Origin of the sequence: Halopseudomonas sp., from assembly GCF_036961105.1 — a bacterium.
Taxonomy (GTDB): Bacteria; Pseudomonadota; Gammaproteobacteria; order Pseudomonadales; family Pseudomonadaceae; genus Halopseudomonas.
Window position 1 is genome coordinate 296,896 of sequence record NZ_JBALWW010000002.1, and the last position, 16,576, is coordinate 313,471.

At 59.2% G+C, this 16,576-nt stretch carries 15 protein-coding genes; 7 read left to right on the forward strand and 8 right to left on the reverse strand.

The window, feature by feature from the left end; translation table 11 throughout:
• Positions 1-47: 47 nt before the first annotated feature.
• Positions 48-572: an elongation factor P hydroxylase gene (locus V7756_RS04175; protein WP_335608890.1), complete on the reverse strand. Its 525-nt coding sequence runs from the start codon at positions 570-572 to the stop codon at positions 48-50.
• Positions 573-636: 64 nt separating this feature from the next.
• Between V7756_RS04175 and V7756_RS04180 the strand changes: the two genes are divergently transcribed.
• Positions 637-2,046: an MATE family efflux transporter gene (locus V7756_RS04180; RefSeq protein WP_335608891.1), complete on the forward strand. Its 1,410-nt coding sequence runs from the start codon at positions 637-639 to the stop codon at positions 2,044-2,046.
• A 50-nt stretch (positions 2,047-2,096) separates the two neighbouring features.
• A complete protein-coding gene (locus tag V7756_RS04185; protein WP_335608892.1) occupies positions 2,097-3,203 on the forward strand; it encodes a DUF3080 family protein in 1,107 nt (368 codons plus the stop codon).
• A 49-nt stretch (positions 3,204-3,252) separates the two neighbouring features.
• Here the strand turns inward: V7756_RS04185 and V7756_RS04190 are convergent, their stop codons facing one another.
• The 5 genes from V7756_RS04190 to tusA form a co-directional block, all read right to left on the reverse strand.
• Positions 3,253-4,410 (reverse strand): baeRF3 domain-containing protein, encoded by a 1,158-nt coding sequence (locus tag V7756_RS04190; RefSeq protein WP_335608893.1) that lies wholly within the window; start codon positions 4,408-4,410, stop codon positions 3,253-3,255.
• Between the two features lie 356 nt (positions 4,411-4,766).
• The gene (locus V7756_RS04195) at positions 4,767-6,806 is read right to left on the reverse strand and encodes an LTA synthase family protein (RefSeq protein WP_335608894.1); all 2,040 of its coding nucleotides are present in this window, start codon (positions 6,804-6,806) and stop codon (positions 4,767-4,769) included.
• Between the two features lie 48 nt (positions 6,807-6,854).
• Positions 6,855-7,469, reverse strand: a complete 615-nt coding sequence (locus tag V7756_RS04200; RefSeq protein WP_335608895.1) for a hypothetical protein — start codon at positions 7,467-7,469, stop codon at positions 6,855-6,857.
• Complete coding sequence (locus V7756_RS04205; protein WP_335608896.1) at positions 7,466-8,767, reverse strand: sialidase family protein; 1,302 nt, start codon at positions 8,765-8,767, stop codon at positions 7,466-7,468. The genes V7756_RS04200 and V7756_RS04205 overlap by 4 nt, the downstream gene beginning before the upstream one ends.
• A 439-nt stretch (positions 8,768-9,206) precedes the next feature.
• Positions 9,207-9,449: a sulfurtransferase TusA gene (gene tusA / locus V7756_RS04210; protein WP_335608897.1), complete on the reverse strand. Its 243-nt coding sequence runs from the start codon at positions 9,447-9,449 to the stop codon at positions 9,207-9,209.
• Positions 9,450-9,596: 147 nt separating this feature from the next.
• Between tusA and V7756_RS04215 the strand changes: the two genes are divergently transcribed.
• A complete protein-coding gene (locus tag V7756_RS04215; RefSeq protein ID WP_335608898.1) occupies positions 9,597-9,881 on the forward strand; it encodes an antibiotic biosynthesis monooxygenase family protein in 285 nt (94 codons plus the stop codon).
• A gap of 101 nt (positions 9,882-9,982) precedes the next feature.
• On the opposite strand, the gene rlmM is transcribed toward V7756_RS04215, so the two are convergent.
• A complete protein-coding gene (gene rlmM, locus V7756_RS04220) occupies positions 9,983-11,047 on the reverse strand; it encodes a 23S rRNA (cytidine(2498)-2'-O)-methyltransferase RlmM (RefSeq protein WP_335608899.1) in 1,065 nt (354 codons plus the stop codon).
• Positions 11,048-11,331: 284 nt separating this feature from the next.
• Here rlmM and V7756_RS04225 point away from each other — a divergent pair, with 284 nt between their 5' ends.
• The 4 genes from V7756_RS04225 (at position 11,332) to V7756_RS04240 (ending at position 15,106) form a co-directional block, all read left to right on the forward strand.
• The gene (locus tag V7756_RS04225) at positions 11,332-12,342 is read left to right on the forward strand and encodes a DUF1852 domain-containing protein (protein WP_335608900.1); all 1,011 of its coding nucleotides are present in this window, start codon (positions 11,332-11,334) and stop codon (positions 12,340-12,342) included.
• Positions 12,339-13,376, forward strand: a complete 1,038-nt coding sequence (locus tag V7756_RS04230) for a methionine synthase (RefSeq protein WP_335608901.1) — start codon at positions 12,339-12,341, stop codon at positions 13,374-13,376. The genes V7756_RS04225 and V7756_RS04230 overlap by 4 nt, the downstream gene beginning before the upstream one ends.
• Positions 13,377-13,505: 129 nt before the next feature.
• Positions 13,506-14,051 (forward strand): flavin reductase family protein, encoded by a 546-nt coding sequence (locus V7756_RS04235; protein WP_335608956.1) that lies wholly within the window; start codon positions 13,506-13,508, stop codon positions 14,049-14,051.
• Between the two features lie 131 nt (positions 14,052-14,182).
• The gene (locus tag V7756_RS04240; protein ID WP_335608902.1) at positions 14,183-15,106 is read left to right on the forward strand and encodes a LysR family transcriptional regulator; all 924 of its coding nucleotides are present in this window, start codon (positions 14,183-14,185) and stop codon (positions 15,104-15,106) included.
• A gap of 766 nt (positions 15,107-15,872) precedes the next feature.
• On the opposite strand, the gene V7756_RS04245 is transcribed toward V7756_RS04240, so the two are convergent.
• Entirely contained in the window at positions 15,873-16,574 is a 702-nt protein-coding gene (locus V7756_RS04245) for a TSCPD domain-containing protein (RefSeq protein WP_335608903.1), read from the reverse strand.
• Positions 16,575-16,576: the final 2 nt, after the last annotated feature.

Consider the following 16,576-nt stretch of genomic DNA (forward strand, 5'->3'; position numbering starts at 1 on the left):
TTGGGAGCAAAGGCCGCCTTTGCATTGCCGCTCAGCGAGCCGGGGAATCAGCTCAGCTGCGCTGCGGTCAGTGCTGCGCCAGGCCGGTAGAAAGCCAGCAAGGCTTCAACAAAGCGCGCCGGGCGCGCCGGCAGAGCGGCTTGCAGGTAGGCCAGCGCCTGCGCATGCACTTTGGCACGAAATGGAGCTGCGTCGGTTGTCTCTCCATTGAGGTTATCGGTACTCACATCAAAGCGGTGCCCGGCTGCGGCGCAAAACAGCCATTCCAGCGCTTGCGGCTTGACTTCTACCTGCTCGAAGGCGCCCTGCTCCTCTGCGCTGCGGCCATCCGGGGCGTACCAGTAACCAAAATCCGGCAATAACCGCCGCTGCGGTCCGGCCACGCACCAGTGCGCCACTTCGTGCAGGGCGCTGCGAAAGTAATCACGGGTGAAATGGATGCGATGGTAGCTCGCCTCGGCATCTGCGGGCAGGTATTCCGGCTCGCTAAAACCGCCCTGCAGCCGGGTGTTGTAGTCACCGGCAAAACAGTGGTCAAACAGGGTTACAAGGTCGTCGCAATGGTACTGCATTGGCTGGTAGACAATATCTGGCAAGTTGATAGGATGAAGCGCTTTTTCCAAGGCATACCCGGTAATGACCAGCACACCCAGTGACTCCAAATGGCCGCGCATTGTAGCAGAACTGCGCGCGCTCATCGTTCTCGTGCTGCCCATAGTCGCAGCACAGATGTCGCACACGCTGCTGGGCTTTGTCGATACTGCCATGGCCGGCCGCGTGAATGCCGAGGCCCTGGCAGCCGTGGCGCTCGGCAACTCCTTCTGGATTCCTACCCTGCTGTTTCTCACCGGCGTGATGATGATAGTCACCTCCAAAGTGGCGGCCGCCAACGGCGCCGGCCGCCTGGCCGACACTGGCCCGCTGGTGCGTCAGGGCGTCTGGCTGGGGCTATTTATCGGGCTCGGCTGCACGCTGTTTCTGAATCTGGTGCGACCGGTGCTGGTGGCGATGGAAATTGGCGACAATCTCATTCCCGTTACCATGGATTATCTGCTAGCCATCTCGCTGGGTTTTCCCGCCGTGGGCATCATGCTGGCGTTGCGCGGACTATGCGATGGCCTGTCACGCACCAAACCGGCGATGCTGATCGGTTTTATCGGCCTGGCGCTGAACGTGCCCGCCAACTACGTACTGGTGTATGGCAAGCTTGGCTTCCCGGCCATGGGCGCGGTGGGTTGCGGTGTGGCCACCGCCCTGGTGATGTGGGTCATGCTGGGTTGCCTGCTGATGCATCTCAAACGCTCGCCCAGCTACCGTGAATGCGGGCTGTTCGAGCGCTTCGACTGGCCCAGAGCGCGCACCCAGGGCAATCTGTTTGGCCTGGGCTTTCCCATTGGCATCGCGCTGTTCGCCGAAACCAGCATGTTCTGCGTGATTGCACTGCTGATTGGCGGCATGGGCGCAGTGGTGGTGGCCAGCCATCAGGTGGCAATCAACTTTTCATCGCTGGCCTTCATGGTGCCCTTCAGCCTGGGGCTGGCGATCACCGTGCGGGTTGGTCATAACCTGGGCAAAAGTGGTGCCCGTGATGCGCTCTTCTCGGCCAAGGTGGGCGCTGTCGTGGCATTGGGGTTTGCCACCATCGCCGCTGCCGGCATGTACTTTTTTGCCGCGCGGATTCCGTTGCTCTATACCACAGACGCCCAGGTCATCAGCCTGGCCGCCAGCCTCTTTGTGCTGGCCGCGCTCTATCAGTTCTCCGATGCCATTCAGGTGGCCTGTGCCGGCGCGCTGCGCGGCTTTCAAGACACTCGCCTGCCCATGCTGTTGACCATGATCGCCTACTGGCTGATCGGTCTGCCAGCCGGCTATCTGCTGGGGATCAGTGATCTACTCGGGCCGCCGCGCGGGCCCGCCGGTTTCTGGATGGGGCTGATCGTGGGCTTGAGCAGCGCTGCCCTGTTCCTCGGTATACGGCTCTCCATCGTCGGCAAGCGCGAGAAGCTCAGGTTCCCGCGTCCGTCAGCGACAAGCGCCCCCGACTGACCATGCGCACTGCAGCTGCCGAGCGCCATCGGAGCTGCCATACTGCGCGCATGTCTAGTTTGATCCGCAATCTGCCGCTATCTGAGCGCGCCGCTCTGCTGCTGGCGCTGCTGCTCGCCCTGGCCGGCTGCCAGCGCGCGCCCGAGGCCGAGCGCCAGATGCAGAACTACCTGGAGCGCGTCGCGCGGGTGCTGAAACAGGACTGGCAAACTTTCGAGCCCGATCAGCTCGCCCGGTACCGCTTTGCAGCCCGCCGTGAACGCTTGATTGCTATTGCGCCACTGCGAATCAGTCTGCTTGATCTGATCGTCGACACCGGCGACTGCCGCGTGCTGCAGCAGCGTATCAGCGAGCGCAATACTGTGCTGGGCAAGGTCGCACCCTGGAGCCACAGGCTGGCTTACGATGGGCAACTGCTACGGGCGCTGGATCAGTGCACCGCACTGCTGAAAGCACAGCCAGAACAACAGCCCTTGCGCGAGCAGTTGAAGAGCATCGCCAACAGCAAACGCGCCACCCTGACGGCTACCTTCTGGAATGCGCTGAATGCCAGCGAAGAGTTCGAGCAGTACCTGCGCTTTGCCAGCCGCCCCCTGCCCGTCAGCCCAGCCCCGCTGACAGACCGCGCCGCGATCGAAGCCCTCAATCAGCTGGCCGAGATAGGCGCTAGCCTGCCCCGGCATCTGCCACCCGAACGCGCACAGCTAGATACGCTGCTGCAGGCGCTGCAATCCAGTCAGCGCGGCGGCGAGTTGATTACCAGCCTGGCGCAAAGCATCCACGGCCTGCAGCAGGCCACGGCTATGCTGCAGGCCACAGATGCGCGGCTGTTGTGCCCAATGCAGGCACCTTCAGCGCGCTCGAAAATTTTGCTGAACGTCTTCGTGCGATTTTACGCCGGCGAGATACAGCCTTATCTGGCCCAGTTGCAACGCCTGGGCCAGCCCTGGGCCGATGCCATTCTGACGCTGCGCGCTGTACCGGGCATACCAGCGGCCACCGCAGCAGGGCTGGACCGGCTGGTGGGTGACGAAACAGCGCTGTGGCAGCGTTATCAAAGCGCCGTCGCGGCGCACACCCAGGCATGGCAGGACTTGCTGGGCGCCTGTCAGTCGCAGCCTGGACAAAGCGGTTGGCAACTGCGCGCTGCGAACTGAACCGGTCTTGCGCAGCAAAGCGGCGGGCAACCCTGCCCGCCCTCAGCCCTCAGAAGTGGAAGATGGCCGCCACACCGCTGGTGGTGGGCATGCGTTGGCCTGAAACCACAAGCACTTCGGCGCCGTTGCGCAGGGCGCAGAGGGTGATATCTTCCAACAAGTTGGCGTCGGTATCTTCATTCAGCCCAACCTCACCACTGTCCTGGTCCAGAGCGCCAGGAATGCTGCGATCCGCTTCAACCAGCAGCGTGGCAATGCGGCCAGCAAGCGCTGCCTTGCCTACCTCGCGCAAATCCTCGGAAGTGCGGTTCTCACCCTGGGCAGCGCCGTATTTGTCGTGCACCTCATTCAACTGCTCGACTTCCCGATGCGCCATTGTCTCAGCTACGCGCTCGCGGATGGCCTCGGCGTCAAGCGCGCCGGGGTCGATTTCCAACCGCTCTTCGAGCAGCCGTTGATTGTGGCTGACCTGGCGAAAGAAGCTCTGATTCTCCGGCAGCGCTACCAATAGCAGCGGCAGGCCGCTGGGCTTGGAGTGATGCTCTTCGATGGCACGGTCAACCGCGCGGAAAAATTTCTCGCGGTCCTTGTCGATTTCCGCCTGTTTGCCCGGCCCACCAGCGGCGTGCATCATCGAATCACCGCGCTCACCGGCCGGGCCAAAGCCGTCGGGGTGGCCGGATTGATCGGCGGAGGTCAGCTCGGTGCCCAGGGCATCATTCTGCGTTTGGGGTACGCGGGGATCCAGTTCCACCGCATGCAGGCCATCCTTGTGCCCTTCCAGCAACCGCACGTGGTCACGAGAAAGGCAGAGTATCTGAAACAGGTCACGCGCCTGGGTGATAGTCAGCAAGGGCGAGAGACAGGGCTGGTCGTCGACCACCACCCGTTCGGTGACCGGGCGACTGAGTTTATACACCTGGAAGAACATCTCACCACAAAGCACGGCGAGCCCGTCGCGGGGCGTCTGCCAGAAATCATGGTCCTGCTCCAGGCGCTCGAAAGGCGCCAGCATGGTGGCGTGGTAAGCGTCGGGAAAACGCACCGGCAACTGCTCGCGTAGCTGTCCGAGCAGGTTCTTGTAGCGGGTGATGTTCTGGCTGGAATCGGGGAAGGCCCGGTAAGTTGGCATATACAGCGACAGGCAGATTTGCCGCGGATAGTTGATCAGTTCGGTCAGATTATCTCGGGTGATATGTGCGGACATGGCGACAAGTCCTGTTTGGTCGGGTGTATGGCAAGCCCTGCATCACAGCGGGCAAGGTTCATAGGATTTATGACGGACGCGGTGGCGAATGAGTTCACCCTGCCTTTGCCACCCAATGTGGCGTTGTGGCTAAGGCTTAGAAACAGCAGAGCCAGGTCTGAGGAGATACGCTTCTCCAGACTCAGCCTGGGAAGCGTCGAGCATTGGCTAAACGGAGGGGATTGGTTTGATATGCGCCGGGGCAGTTGAACCGCCACCCGCTGGCAGCGCCAATGCGCCGAGCAACGACCGCGTCACACCCCGCAGCCTGCGGCTCGCCGGGTATGCGCGGTGCTGGCAGCTCAACCGCCGGCCACTCAGTCTGCTCTGACGTTCTGGTAGAGCATCAGCCGCGAGGTTTCGTGCAGGCCGCGGGTCAGCTGCTCCAGGCGCTGAAACTCCTCCGGATACTGGTCTGCAACGTCGGTCAGCGGCTCTTGCGAGGCCAGATCATGCAGGGTCGGCTCGCTGCCGTCGTGCTGCATCTGCAACAGAAAATCCTTGGTTACCCCGCCGATCAGCGGGAAGGTGCCTTCGCGCAGCACCAGCGGCACCATGCGCTCTCCCTCTGGTGCGGGCTGTTGAATATCGCGGCCCATGGCGCCATTGGTGAACTCCATGCCTGCGATGCCCAGTACCGTGGGCAGCAGGTCTGCCAGGCCCACGGCCTCTTCTATCACCCGTGGCTGCAGCAGTTTGGGGGCATGAATCAGCATGGGCACCTGGTTACTTTCCAGCCCTAGCTGCGCGAACGCCGGCGGCATGTGCGGTATCTGGCTGATGCGCGTGTTGTGGTCGCCAAACATCACGAAGATGGTGTTGTCGTACCACCCGCCTTCCTGGGCGATCTCCATCAAGCGGCCTATGTCGAAGTCCAGCAGGCGCACCGCATTGTACTGCGCCAGACTGCGAGAGCCTGCGTTCTGCACCGTCTCGAGCGGCAGGTCGAGCGTTTCAAAGCCATCGTTTTGCGCCGGTATGGTAAAGGGGCGATGATTGCCGGCGGTCTGGATATAGGCGAAGAACGGCTTTTTCTCTGCGCGCTTGCTCAGGATACGGTCAGTTTCCTTGAACAGGTCCAGGTCGGATATACCCCACACATCGACCATGGGCGAGCGCCAGTGCTGCTCTTCGAACAGCTGAACCTGGTCGATACTCTGACGAACCAGCGCGTTCATGTTGGCCCAGCCCGAGTTACCACCAATCATGTAGTACTTTTCATACCCCGCAAAGGCATTGATCAGCGTGTGCTGGCGGGTGATCAACGGATTGCGGGTGGAAGTCTCGCCGCGCGAGACATCCGGCACCCCGGTAATACTGGCCCACACGGTTTTTGCTGTGCCCGTGACTGGCACGTAGAAGTTCTTGAAGAACCAGCTCTGCTTGGCCAGCCGATCGATGTTGGGCGTGGGGTTCAGCGGATTGCCATAGGCGCCTACCGCGCTGGTGCCCAGAGACTCGAGCATGATGAACACCACGTTCGGTGGCGGGCTTGCGGCAATGGCGTAAGGCTGCGGGCCCTGATGGCGGATGAAGTTCAAGCTCTGCGCATCGGGCTGATCTACCCCCAGATAGCGGCTGACCACATCATAGTGCGCTGCCACCTGCTCGCGGTCATAGGTTTCATTAGTCGCTTGCAGGGTGTCGTAGAGGAAAATCACCGGGTTCAGACCCAGCGCGGAAATGCGATTATCACCGGAGAAGAATGCATCGCTCCAGCGCAGCGGCACCGGGTTTTCCAGGTTGATATCGGTAAAGCGACCCAGTATGCCGAGAAACACCAGCACCACCATCAGCGCACTCCCCCACACCAGGGAAAAACGGCTGATCGGCTTTGCCGGACGCGCCAGGGTTACCCGCTCAAGCAGCACCAGCAGCCACAGGGTAAGGGCCGTTGCTGCCAGCCAACCCAGGGTAATCCAGATGACCGGATAGCTTTGCCAGACCATGTCGGTAGAGATCTGCGCGTCACCAATGAAACGCAAAATAGTGGCGTTGATGCGCACACCCAGGTAGGCGTAGTGGCCAAAATCGAAGATATAAACCAGAAAAACCGCACCTAACGCCAGCGCCAGATACACCCGCGCCAGCCAACGCAAGGCGCGCACGCGCACAAGGTTCCACCTGGGAAACCAGGCAAGCAGGGCCACGGGCAACATCACCAAAATTGCCAGGCGAAGGTCAAACAACAAGCCGATGCCAAGCGTTGGCGCGACGGCATCGCTGTCACTCAGCGCGCTGAATTCAAAACCCGAGAAGCCAATGAAGAACAACGCCCGCAGCGCGGCCAAGGCCACAAATACTATTGCTATCCCTGCTAACCAGTAGTGCAAACGCCGCGAGTGAAGCCAACCCATTGTCCAGACCTCAAAATTCAAAGGATGTAAATCGGACTGTGACCGGCCTCAAGGCTGAATCGACAGTGCATCTTGTGTTGTGGTCTTGCGTCGCCAAAGGCCTTTGATGGCATAGCCGATAACAGCGCCGCAGCTGTACAGACCGATGAAGGGGTCGATCAGGTAATCCCAGTAATTGGGCGACGGCTTCAAGCCGACGCTGAACGCCAGTGTGGCCAGGGCAAATAGCGCGGCGCCGAGCCGGTTCTTCAGCGCCAGCAAAGCAAAAGCCAGCACTGCAATCAGCACAATCAACGGGCGCGGCTGGTATCCCAATCGGTAGGGGTCAAGGGCGCTGAGCCCCATGGTGGCCGGGTACAGAAACACGGCCAACGCCGCCATCACCAGCATGATCTGCACGGTAGCCTGGCGCCGCAGCGGCTCAGCCAGCCCGGCGCGCACCGCCACCAGGTAGCCTAGAAGCACCAGGGTGGTAATCGCCGTGTCACCGGTAAAGCTGCGCACATAGGCCGCCAGGGAAAGGCCGTCTACCGGGATGAAGCTGATAGCCAGCAAAACCAGCAGGCGCAACCCTTGCCAACCTGGGTTGGCGCCAAAGCCGGGAGTAATCAGAAAAACGAACAAGGCAAACGTCAGGTGCGCCTGCCACCACATGTCGATCATAGCTGCGCCCTCAACCAGGAGTCATTGAAGCTGACGTGTTTGATAAAGGTGTTGTTCCACGAGTACACCAGGTGGTAGATCCCGTCGGCGCTCTTGATGAAATAGGGATATTCGTACTCGAAATCGCAGCCCCGCAAGGCGCAAACGCGCTGATCCAGGTGGGTCAGAAACTCGTCAAGCATGTCCTGGCGTCGCGGGCCACTGGACAGCTGAAACTTGTCGCCAATGATCTCGCGATACACCTCGGGGCTGAACGGGTGGCCCAGTGGGTCGGGCGACTCATCCAGGTCAATCACTGGCTTCCAGAGGTCCAAGCCTTCGTCGGTGCCCATCAGGCGCAGACGAAAACGCCCGTCTTCAAGATCGTTCAGCGCCACCAGCAAACCGTGGGAGGGTGTGGCGACAGCCGCGAGCGACGAGTTGGGGTTGGCCGGGTCCTCCGGGTAAGGCTCGCTCCAGCTTTGCCCGGCATCTTCTGTTCGGCTGGCCAGCACCCGGTGATGCTCGTCGCCGGCGTAGCGCAAGAGCGCGATGGCGCCAAACTCCCCGGTGGGTACTACTGTGGGTTGCAATGAATGCTTGCCCCAACTGATACGGCTCTTGTCGAGCACTTCACCGCTGGGGCTGATATACAGATATTCGGCGAACTTACCCAGAAACTCGTGGTAGACGGGCAGGCCAATGGTGCCGTCACTATGAAACACCGGGGCGTTGCGCACCAGGGTGCTGATATTCAGAAAAGGGGTGGTGATCAACTGCTGCGGGCTTGACCAGGTGCTGCCGAAGTCATCGGAATACATGGCGTTGATGGCGCTGCCAGCCCACCCGCCAATGGAGACGGATACGTAAAACAGCCAAAGCCGGTCGTCGGGGGCGAGGGCAATCACCGGATTACCCAGCTTGCGGATGTGGCGTTGCGTCGCCTCGCTGGTTGATTCCCGGGTGGCCAGAATCAATTCATCGCCCCATTCCGAGGTGATGGGGTCATAGCGCGCGGCTCTGATCTGGACGTCTGCCGCGCCTTCGCGCGAGCCGGCAAACCATACCGCCATCAGCTCGCCTGAGGGCAAGGATGTGACTGATGACGCATGCACGAACTCGTCAAGGTCAGAGGAAGCAAAGCGGCTGCGATAGAAAGGCGCTTGCAGACTGGTGACAAGCGGATCGTCTATCGGCACCGCCAAGGCAAAGCCAGGTACAACGCGATCCGGATGCAACCACCAGGCAGAAGCAAAAATGCTGGAAAGAGCAATTACAAACAGGCAGGACCTGAACCAACTAGATTGAAGCGCACGCATTGAAGAAGCCATGTCCAAATAGAAACTCCATGCGTCCTTGGGTAAAACGGGCGCACTAGAAACAAACCCCGATAACGAGAGACTTGGCAGTAAGTCATGGGTGGCTGGATTTCACAAGCGCCCTACTCGGCCAAAAAGGGCCGAGCGGTGACCAAAGGACAGGTACCGTCAACCTTGGGATAATCTGGCAACGGCGCCTCATATGCAACCCACCGGCTCATCTTTTATTGTCGGCAATCGCTGCCGAACTGGTCGGGATACGCAAACCAGGGCGCTAAACCGGTGCCTGCACTGACCTTCTGCTTCAGCCTCAAAGAACTCAATTACAACATCCGGCCAAAAAAATCGTGCTGCGCCAATCAATGCTGCAGTTAACCTACTTCGCTAAAGGCAGGGGCGACATCTCAGCAACCTGGGCAAGATAGGCGCAGGTGGTCCGTCAGGCACTGGTCTTGCGAATCAGATAGCGATATACCCCTGCCTCTTCACCCTGCTCTACCAACTCATGCCCGAGAAAGGCACAGAATCTGGGAATGTCGCGCTGGGTAGAGGGGTCGCTTGCCAGCACCTGCAACAACTCACCAGCGGCCAGATCGCGCACGGCATTGTGCAGCAGCATGACCGGCTCCGGGCACATCAGGCCTTGGGTATCCAGTAGTGAAGCTGTGCAATGTTCACTCATTGTCAGGGCTCATCGAAGAAAAGAGTGATTATCCAGAATTAAGCTGGCACTTGCCAGACGCGCCCACAACGCCAACACTTGCCTTAGCAGCACATGACAAGTCGAAAAGACGACACACCAACACCCGGCCACGGTAAGGGATGATTAATGATCAAAGTATTGATTGAGCGTGTAATTGCCGAAGGTTTAGAGCAACCCTATGAAGAGGTCGCCCGTCAGGTGCTCTCTGCGGCGATCCAGTCGCCTGGTTTTATCTCTGGCGAGTCCTTTCGGGATCTGGAGCAGCCCAACCACCGCATTATCACGGTGACCTGGCAGAACCGGCATTCCTGGGAACGCTGGGAAAATTCCGAAGCACGCAAGAACAGCATCGGCGCCTTCGCCCCAATACTGCTGGAACAAGAGCGCATTACGCTGCTTGAGCCACTGTGAACCGCGCCCAGGCGCCGGCGCTGGCTCGAGTGCCGGTAATCCTGGTGCGGTTAAGCATAAAGTGGTGGAAAGCTTCGCGCGTTCCACCCTCCCGACCTGTGTCAGTAACCGCGTGAGATGGCGCGCACGTGGCACGTCACCTCTTCGCGGTCGCTATACAGCTGCTTGCAGGCGATTTCTGCCTTGACGCCCGCCTCGTCCAGCGCGTCCTGGATGTGCTCCAGGCACTGCATCACTTCCTGATAGCGGCGCTTCATCGGCAGCTTGAAGTTGATGATGACCTCGCGGCACAGGCGTTGACCAATCCACTTGGACACCAACGCACTGCTGCGCGCGGGCTTGTCTACGATGTCACAGACCATCCAGTCGACCGTGTATTTTGGCTTGTACAGATAACCGTCGGCCTGTATGTGCTCCACCTGCCCGCTGTCCATCAGCTTGCGGTCCATGGGGCCGTTATCCACGGCAATAACGTTCATCAGCCGGTTGACCAGTTGCCAGGTCCAGCCACCGGGCGCCGCGCCCAGATCAACGGCCGTCATGCCGGCTTTCAGGCGGCTGTCCCAATCATCGCGCGGAATGAAATGATGCCAGGCCTCCTCCAGCTTCAGGGTTGAGCGGCTGGGCGCATCCTTGGGTACCCGCAAACGCGGAATACCCATGGGCCAGGGCGCGGCATTATCCGCCCAGGACCAGCCGACGAACACACGCTGCCCGCTTTCAAAGCACAGGTGCAGGCGCGGCAGCTCGGGCTTGTTGGGGCGCACGAAGCGGGTTTTGGTGAGCGAGCGCTCAAGCGGCGCGCGCAGCTTTTTGGTCAGCGCCGCCATCGATTTGCCATCGTTGGTATCGGCGGTTTCCAGCCACAGCTGGGACGCAATGGGACCCTGTGCGCAGGCAGTGATAATGGGGGTAATGCGGTCTTCCGGGTCGACGTCCAGCCAGCTGCCCACCGCCCATTGGCGGGCGAAGATCAGGTGACTGAAGGGAATCGCGCGCATCAGCTGCTCGGCCTCGCCTGTCTGCGGGCAAACGAAGCGCACCAGCGCGGCACCGTCCTGCGCTACGGCATAACCGGCGATACCCTGCTCGGCCGCCAGCTCCTGCATTTCTGCAGCGGCTTCCCCTTCAAACCCTGGACGACAATGTAGCAACAGTTCTTGCATGACGCGCTCCCGCTCGATGACCGGCCGCTACTCTACAGGCTGCGCGGGAAGGGTAGAAGCATTCCGAGGCAGCTTGGGCCGGTTTAGTTGTACTGCTTGCGCCCAGGCCCATCATCATGAGTATTACTAATGCTTGACTACAGAACTCTTCATTTTTCTTCAAGCCCCGCTCGTACTTACACTGTGCCTCTTTCCTAGCCATAGACAAGACGTCTGATCGTTATGCCCGAGATACTGCAAAGCAGGCGCAAGGATCACATCAGATATCAGGACAACAGGTCACCATGAGCACAGAATTTAGCTTCAGCATTAAAAGTACGTGCTTCGACGAGAACTACCAACCCGCCGAGGATACGCGCATCACTACCAACTTCGCCAACCTGGCCAGAGGGACGAGCCGCCAGCAGAACCTGCGCAACACGCTTGCCATGATCAACAACCGGTTCAATGCGTTGGCGCAGTGGGACAATCCCGAGGGCGATCGTTATGCCGTGGAGCTTGAGATTATTTCTGTCGAGATGGTCATCGGGGCCAAGGGCAATGGCGGCGGCTTTCCTGCGATAGAAATACTGAGAACGCACATTGTTGACAAGCAAACCGGCAAACGCATTGAAGGCATCGTCGGCAACAACTTCTCTTCCTACGTGCGGGACTATGATTTCAGCGTATTGCTACTTGAGCACAACAAGGGTCAAGCCGCATTCAGCGTGCCGGACAACTTTGGCGAGTTGCACGGCAAGCTCTTCAAGCACTTCGTCCATTCAAGCACATACAAGCAGTACTTCAGCAAGGCGCCGGTGATCTGCCTCAGCGTCTCGGACAACAAGATATACCAGCGTACCGAGAACCAGCATCCGGTACTGGGCTTCGAATACCAGGCCAATGAATCGTCGCTGACGGAGCGTTACTTCAAGAAAATGGGCTTGCAGGTTCGCTACTTCATGCCGCCGAATAGCGCAGCCCCGCTGGCGTTCTACTACTTCGGCGACCTGCTCAACGACTATACGAGCCTTGAGCTGATCAGCACCATCAGCGCGATGGAGACATTTCAGAAGATCTATCGCCCCGAGATTTACAACGCGAACGCTGCCGCAGGGCAACGCTACCAACCCAACCTGAAAAATCAGGATCACTCGCTCACGCAAATCACTTATGACCGCGAGGAACGCGGCCAGCTGGCCATTGCACAGGGGCGTTTTGCTGAAGAGCATTTCATCAAGCCGTACCACCGCGTTCTTGAGCAATGGTCTGCCAGCCACGCCAGCCAATCCGGATCACAGGCCCAATCATCATGAAAAAACTACTCCCCACCTCCTCCGCTGGCAGCTTGCCCAAACCGGCCTGGCTGGCACAACCCGAGACACTTTGGTCGCCCTGGAAACTGCAGGATCAGGAGTTGATCGAGGGCAAGCAAGACGCATTGCGCGTCTCGTTGCAGGAACAGCTACAGGCGGGTATCGACATCGTCAGTGATGGCGAGCAAACGCGGCAGCACTTTGTCACGACCTTTATTGAACATTTGGACGGGGTTGATTTCGCGCAACGTGAGACGGTCAGAATTCGCGACCGCTATGACGCCAGCGTACCCACGGTGGTGGGTGCGGTAGCTCGGCAAAAGCCGGTTTTTGTTGAGGACGCCAGATTCCTGCGTGCGCAAACCAGCCAGCCCATCAAGTGGGCTCTGCCAGGCCCCATGACGATGATCGACACGCTCTACGACGCCCACTACAAAAGCCGCGAGAAACTGGCCTGGGAGTTCGCGAGGATTCTCAATCAGGAAGCCAGAGAACTGGAGGCCGCCGGTGTGGATATCATCCAGTTTGATGAACCAGCCTTTAACGTGTTCTTTGATGAGGTGAACGATTGGGGGGTTGCCACCCTGGAAAGAGCAATCGAAGGCCTCAAGTGCGAAACCGCCGTGCATATTTGCTATGGCTACGGAATCAAAGCCAATACCGACTGGAAAAAGACGCTGGGCTCCGAGTGGCGCCAATACGAAGAAGCCTTTCCCAAACTGCAAGAATCCAGCATCGACCTGATCTCACTGGAGTGTCATAACTCCCATGTGCCGATGGATCTGCTCGAACTGATTCGCGGTAAAAAGGTAATGGTAGGCGCCATTGACGTAGCAACCAACGTCATCGAGACACCTGAGCAGGTCGCCAGTACGCTGCGAAAGGCACTTCAGTTTGTCGATGCCGACAAGCTCTACCCCTGCACCAATTGCGGCATGGCACCTTTATCTCGCCCGGTAGCCCGAGGCAAGCTCAAGGCGTTAACTGCAGGCGCCGAGATTGTCCGTAAGGAGCTCGCGGACCAGCGCGGCTAATGCGCGAAGCAACGAATGGGAGAGTGCAAGACAGCGGTGCGCCTCAAAAAACCGAGCTCGGTCAGCATGAGCGAATTGCTTCAGACACTCCCCGACACCTTACCTGAGCCGAGCAGTGAGGAGCTGGTTATGTCATTGGCCACGACCGTTATCGAACCGATTAGCTTTCGCGAAGCGCTTGGACACTATGCGTCCGGCATTACGGTGATCACATCAGAAGCTGAGAACCAGCCACTTGGCTTCACCTGCCAGTCCTTCTATAGCGTTTCGATGGACCCGCCGCTGGTGTCATTCAGCGTAAAGGCCAATTCATACAGCTACCCGCACATTCGTCAGGCAGGTCGATTTGCGGTGAACATACTGTCAGGCAAGCAGGCCGGCATTGCCAACCAGTTTGCCAGGCAGGGCTCGGACAAGTGGCGCGGCGTCAAGTGGCAGCCATCGCCGCTGGGCAACCCGCTCATTGATGGCAGCCTGCACTGGCTTGATTGCGAGGTTCACGCGGAGTACGCCGCCGGTGATCATCTGATCGTGATTGGTGAAGTCAAAGCATTGAAATTACAGCACTTTTTGCCGCCCTCCTTACAGCACTCCTTCCAGCATTCAGCGGCTACGCAGCCGTTGCTGTATTTCAAAGGGCAATACTGCAGCCTTGCCGAGCCTGCAAGCCTTTGAGGGTCGACCCCACAGCGCTGTATTCTCTGATCGTGATAATACAACGCCGCGACAGGTGGCAGCTTTGTAACTGAATCACGCTCATGTGTGCCGTGGTATAGTCCGCTTTCATTCATACACCCGGTCCTGCCATGCTCGAACTCCGCCATCTGCGCACCCTGGTTACCCTGCGTGACGCCGAAAGCCTGGTCGAGGCGGCTGAGCGTTTGCATCTGACCCAATCGGCTCTGTCGCATCAGCTGAAGGACCTGGAAGAGAAGCTTCAACTGAGCCTGTTCGTGCGCAAAAGCAAACCGGTGCGCTTTACCAGCGCCGGCCTGCGTCTGCTGCGCCTGGCTGAAAGTGTGCTGCCGCAGATGCGCCAGGCAGAGCGGGACCTCCAGCGCTTGGCAGGCGGCCAGGCCGGTCGCCTGCACATGGCCATCGAATGCCACAGCTGCTTTCAGTGGCTGATGCCGACCATTGACCAGTTCCGCAACGCCTGGCCGGATGTGGAAGTCGACTTTGCCTCGGGCTTTTTCTTCGCCCCGTTGCCGGCGCTGGCGCGCGGCGATCTGGACCTGGTGGTCACCTCCGACCCGCTGGACCTCGCCGGCATAGCCTATGTACCGCTGTTCACCTACGAGGCCCTGCTGGCGGTCAGCAACCAGCATCCATTGGCGGCGCAAAACCATGTGCTGCCCGAGGATCTGGCCAGCGAAACCCTGATCAGCTACCCGGTCGATCGCGAGCGGCTGGACATCTTCAAGCAGTTTCTCGACCCCGCCGGCATAGAGCCCGCCAGCCTGCGTACCGCCGAGATGACCGTGATGATGATGCAACTGGTCGCCTCCGGCCGCGGCGTCTGCTGCCTGCCCAACTGGGCCATGGCCGAGTATCTGCACAAAGGCTACGTCAGCGCCCGCAAGCTGGGGCCGGAGGGATTGTTTGGCACGCTTTACGCGGCGGTGCGTGAGGACATGCTGGAGATGTCGTATCTGCAGGACTTTTTGCTGACGGCGAAGGATACGTCCTTTGCGACGCTTGAAGGGGTGAGCGCCAAGCGGAGTGAGTGAGTAAGCGGTTCTCGCACGAACGTTCGGGTGGGTAGCGCCAGAGGCTTACCACCATGGTGGATGCCACCCTAGATTTCTGGCGGTCTTCACTCGCCGTGTTTAGCTCACTATCGCTTTCGCCTCTAGGCGAGCCAAGGGGGCATGCTTGCCCATGCCCCCTTAGCAATCCCCCAGGGCACCCAGCTGCGCGGCCCTTCGGGTTCGCTGCGTTGCTCGATCTGCCGGGGGCCCACCTGGCCGGCCGCTCACAAACTCGGCGCTACGCACCTCAGACACCGCGAGGACCTTTTTCCCGGCAGCTCTGCGCTACTCGCCCGCGCAGATGGGACTTGAGTCCGTGCAGTAGTGGTTTTTGAGCTTCAATCTTGGGCCAAACAACCATCCCTGAAACCACGGCGGGGCTTAACTTTACGTCCCCCTTCCAAGCTGTCGAGTAACGCAGGATTTGAGCGGGAGAGCCGAGGACTGTCTGAGGTGCGGAGCCTGCGGAGCGCCGAGTTCCGCAGGCGCGCTCAAATCCGAGTAACGCAGAGAAGCCGTAGGCCAGCTTGGTCGGGGTGGATTTCTTTTGGTTATCTTTTCTTTGGCCACTCAAAGAAAAGTAACTCGCCGGCAAAGGCGAAAGGCAACCGAGAAGAGAGCTCAAAAAGTAGCTTTGAATACCCATTATCGAAGTACTGAAGCTCACCTCTAGAAGGTCGAACCAAACAAAAAAACCGCCAAAAATGACGGTTTTATATCGGCAAAACACAGCTAAATCAAAACCTTATCCACACTTGCTATCACCACAACTCAAACAGGTAAGACACCCATCCATCTGCACAGCCGCCTTGGTATGACACTTGGCACACATCTGCGCACCCGCCGGATACGCCGAGGCACTGTCGTCACAATCAGCATCGGCCGGACTCTGCGGCTTGAGGCTGTTGAACTCGGCACGCTTCTGCTCAAGGTAGGCTGCCTGATGCTCGTCCATCTCGTCTTTCAGCATGCCAATGCGCTTGAGGTGCTGGTCCAGCACGTCGCCGATCTCGGCTACCAGCGACGGCATCCAGCGACCGCCGCGCTTCATGTAGCCGCCCTTGGGATCGAACACGCTGCGCAGTTCTTCCACCAGAAAGGTGCAGTCGCCACCCTTGCGGAACACGGCAGAGATAATCAGCGTGAGAGCTGAAATCCACTGATAGTGCTCCATGTTCTTGGAGTTGATGAAAATCTCGAACGGACGACGGGTTTCGTGATCGCTGCCGTGGTTGAGCACTACGTCGTTGATGGTGACGTAGATGGCGTGCTCGGAGGTCGGCGTCTTGATCTTGTAGGTAGAACCTTCAAGAAACTCGGGACGCTTGAGTTTTTCATGCATTTCTTCAATTGCCGGGGCGGTGTTCTTGACGTCCAGCGCCTTGGCCGGCTCGTCGGGCTTCACCACAGAGTAGTCGACAATCTTGCTGTTGATCTTCAGTGCCATGT

Bases quoted from the DNA above. Each gene is read 5' to 3' on its own strand.
- rlmM (WP_335608899.1), bottom strand. From the start codon at position 11,047: ATGCAAGAACTGTTGCTACATTGTCGTCCAGGGTTTGAAGGGGAAGCC.
- V7756_RS04195 (WP_335608894.1), bottom strand. From the start codon at position 6,806: ATGGGTTGGCTTCACTCGCGGCGTTTGCACTACTGGTTAGCAGGGATA.
- V7756_RS04190 (WP_335608893.1), bottom strand. From the start codon at position 4,410: ATGTCCGCACATATCACCCGAGATAATCTGACCGAACTGATCAACTAT.
- tusA (WP_335608897.1), bottom strand. From the start codon at position 9,449: ATGAGTGAACATTGCACAGCTTCACTACTGGATACCCAAGGCCTGATG.
- V7756_RS04245 (WP_335608903.1), bottom strand. From the start codon at position 16,574: ATGGCACTGAAGATCAACAGCAAGATTGTCGACTACTCTGTGGTGAAG.
- V7756_RS04175 (WP_335608890.1), bottom strand. From the start codon at position 572: ATGCAGTACCATTGCGACGACCTTGTAACCCTGTTTGACCACTGTTTT.
- V7756_RS04215 (WP_335608898.1), top strand. From the start codon at position 9,597: ATGATCAAAGTATTGATTGAGCGTGTAATTGCCGAAGGTTTAGAGCAA.
- V7756_RS04180 (WP_335608891.1), top strand. From the start codon at position 637: ATGACCAGCACACCCAGTGACTCCAAATGGCCGCGCATTGTAGCAGAA.
- V7756_RS04185 (WP_335608892.1), top strand. From the start codon at position 2,097: ATGTCTAGTTTGATCCGCAATCTGCCGCTATCTGAGCGCGCCGCTCTG.
- V7756_RS04240 (WP_335608902.1), top strand. From the start codon at position 14,183: ATGCTCGAACTCCGCCATCTGCGCACCCTGGTTACCCTGCGTGACGCC.
- V7756_RS04225 (WP_335608900.1), top strand. From the start codon at position 11,332: ATGAGCACAGAATTTAGCTTCAGCATTAAAAGTACGTGCTTCGACGAG.
- V7756_RS04200 (WP_335608895.1), bottom strand. From the start codon at position 7,469: ATGATCGACATGTGGTGGCAGGCGCACCTGACGTTTGCCTTGTTCGTT.
- V7756_RS04230 (WP_335608901.1), top strand. From the start codon at position 12,339: ATGAAAAAACTACTCCCCACCTCCTCCGCTGGCAGCTTGCCCAAACCG.
- V7756_RS04235 (WP_335608956.1), top strand. From the start codon at position 13,506: ATGTCATTGGCCACGACCGTTATCGAACCGATTAGCTTTCGCGAAGCG.
- V7756_RS04205 (WP_335608896.1), bottom strand. From the start codon at position 8,767: ATGCGTGCGCTTCAATCTAGTTGGTTCAGGTCCTGCCTGTTTGTAATT.